Source organism: Massilia sp. (assembly GCF_032106685.1).
In the GTDB taxonomy this organism is placed as follows: domain Bacteria; phylum Pseudomonadota; class Gammaproteobacteria; order Burkholderiales; family Burkholderiaceae_D; genus Telluria.
Map to the genome: position 1 here is coordinate 1 of NZ_DAMCPG010000090.1, position 2,702 is coordinate 2,702.

Consider the following 2,702-nt stretch of genomic DNA (forward strand, 5'->3'; position numbering starts at 1 on the left):
TCATAGCTCCATTTTCTCAAAGAATGGAGCCTCCACAAAACCCGGGGCGGTTCACATCCGAGTTCAAGCTAGTGTTTCCCTTCGTGGGGCTGGACCCGCGCTACAACAAATTCCGTCTGATAATCAAAGGCGACATGTTGGACCGGTACATCTGTGCCTTGCAGAAAAACTGGCAGACCTTTCAGCTGATGCGCACAGCCATGCCAACAATGGCGTTCACATTCGAAAGTGAGCTTGGAATGAAAGTCACCCATCAAGGAGTCTTTCTTCATATGCTATGCGTGGCATCCGAGGCTGAACTCAGCAGGATACTTAAGGCCTTCCAACACGCACGAACCCGCGGTAACGAGCTTCGGCGTGAGATTCGTATGCGGGGAGAGCAACCACCCACCTGAGAGGAAGTACGGAGTTCATCATTTGGTCCAAGCGAGACATCACGAGGAGGGGCCTCCGTACGTGCGACGCTGCGGACGCACGCAATCGCCCCCTTAGTTAGCCTCTACGGCTGCGCCTCGTCGATTTTCTTGGCTTTCGGCCGCAAGGCTCGTACGTTCGAGCCGTTCTTTGCAATCTGCTCGCGAAGGGCTGCATTTTCGCTGCGGAGGGAGGCGTTCTCTGCGACAAGCGTTATGATTTTCGCTTCCGCTTCCTCAAGTTTTAACATATCGATGTGATAGGAGTTGCGTAAATACTCGTGTTGCTCCTTCCAGTCGTCTGCCCTCGCTGTAACTGCTCTGCGGACGTTTTTGCTGCCAGTGATGAGACGCTTTCTAATCTCGGCAACCCACGTGTCGACCATCAACTTCGTGGATGTCTTGTGAGAGGGGGACTGGAGAAGTGCTTTCGCCACCCCTGCGCGGCGACAGACCTCGGCCTGATTGATAGCCCCTCCGTTAAATGGATAGAGATTATCGTTTGCTTGGATGTCGAGCTCCATGGCCTTCATGGCGTCGCTCAGCTTCTTAACTGTCGCGACACGTTTTTTCTCCGCAGCCTCTTGCAACCAAGGTGCCTCACGTTGACTCACCTCGGTCATGCTGCTGCCCCCGCTCTCCGAGACTCTAACAAGTCATTGACGATTGCATTCGAACTCCACGCGGCCTTAAGCGACTCAAAACGGTCGATGTTCATCAAAATTTGCCCTCGCCACATCTCAGCCTTCATCTCGTCATCTTCAACAGTTGCCGCCTCAACTTGAGCGACCGCGAACCGTATGGCCTTGTCGACGTCGTCACGTAAGAAGCCAAGTTCGAGGCGATGGTCGCAACTGGCTCGGCAGCGTGAAGGCTCTGCCATCGCAGTGCTAGGTGTGCATGCCCCCGACACCTGAGGTCCTTTCGTGCAAAGTACACCTGGCCTAACAAGCTGCCAATCGCGGCCATTATTCGTGAGTGTTTCGGCGAGCGCTTCAATGGAGTCATCGCCAAAATCTTCGCCCATTCGGAAGCGAACCACTTCGACTGCAGCCTTGACCTTGTCCGCAGCTGGTCCTCCCGCCTCTTCAACACTGTTAATAGCAGTCTTAGCCAGCATAATCGTTTGGGCCCGTGCCACCTCCAGCATCTCGGCGCGAATGGTCGGGTCGGACAGGATATAGTGCAGTGTCATAGCAATTTGCTTGTGTCCAAACAGTTCCATGAGAATCTTGGGTGCTCCAAGAATCGAAAGTGCTATAAGCCTTGCCGTCGACTTTCGGAACCGATGTGCATGCAGCTTGCCGCTGCCAAGCTCCTCTGTTAAACCTAATACTGTCACCAGGCGGCGCAAGTAGACGTTGTACTCACCGTGAATAACTTCACCACTTCCACCTTCGCGCGTCCATATCGATGCAAGCCCGGAGGATGAGATTATGTCTTCAAGGAGCTCGTCATCATCATCGAAACCGGCATCGTTCCCGTCTTCGCCATTTCGGGGAGCTTGGTCTGTAGCCAGCGTTCTCTCAGTCGTTTCTTCCTCGTCATCTTCGTCATCAGCATCGTCAAGAGTAGTAAAAGAGGCGAGCTCTTCTTGCTGCTTAAGCGCTTGTACGACAATAGCCGGTATCGGCCAATCACGCTCCTTTCCCCCGATAGAAAGGGAGAGCTTGTACGTCCTGCCACTTGCTAATGGAATTCCTCCGGTGGCTTCCACAACACAGCCAGGTTGGAGGGATAGCGCCTCGCTAATACGGCCTCCAGTACTGATGAGAAACATGAACAGGTGGGCGCTTTGCAACTGCCGAAGCAGCATTCGAACCTGCGACATAGTACGCGGCGGCCAAGCAAATTCGCCGCCTTTACCCATGCCGCTGAAATGCATGTCAAAGGGGATTTCTAAGATAGGCGTACCATCAGGGGCAATCCACTCAAATTTCCTCAGAAATGATTTTGAAAGCTCAGTACGGCGCCAACTTTGCGTCTCACGTACTCCCTCATCGAGCGGATTGTTCATCCTTATCTGGTTGATTGCGCGCCCGCAGTCTAAAAGCGCAGGGCCAAGAGTCTCCACTAGCCATACGATGCGATAACCTGCTGCGGCCAAGAACTCGTCGCTAAGTGGCATATAGACACGGTTTTTAGGCTTCGTAGAAATTTCCCGAGGCGGCCCGGCCGGACTTGGCACAGGTGGCAACTCCGTACTACGTTCAGGAACATCGCGCCATAGGTCGCGCTCTGCAAACCGCTCGAAGCGCTCAATTTCAATCCGAGCCTTACGTTCGGACT

General features: G+C 53.8%; 3 protein-coding genes. 1 reads left to right on the plus strand and 2 read right to left on the minus strand.

Annotated features, from left to right (window positions below; all coding sequences use genetic code 11):
* On the plus strand, nucleotides 1-395 hold a 395-nt coding region (locus tag RT688_RS23640; protein WP_313707263.1), incomplete at its 5' end, for a hypothetical protein.
* 104 nt (nucleotides 396-499) lie between these two features.
* Here RT688_RS23640 and RT688_RS23645 read toward each other — a convergent pair.
* Together RT688_RS23645 and RT688_RS23650 are read right to left on the minus strand one after the other, a co-directional pair.
* A complete protein-coding gene (locus tag RT688_RS23645) occupies nucleotides 500-1,036 on the minus strand; it encodes a hypothetical protein (protein WP_313707264.1) in 537 nt (178 codons plus the stop codon).
* On the minus strand, nucleotides 1,033-2,702 hold a 1,670-nt coding region (locus RT688_RS23650; protein ID WP_313707265.1), incomplete at its 5' end, for a tyrosine-type recombinase/integrase. The genes RT688_RS23645 and RT688_RS23650, both read right to left, overlap by 4 nt.

Bases quoted from the DNA above. Each gene is read 5' to 3' on its own strand.
- RT688_RS23645 (WP_313707264.1), bottom strand. From the start codon at position 1,036: ATGACCGAGGTGAGTCAACGTGAGGCACCTTGGTTGCAAGAGGCTGCG.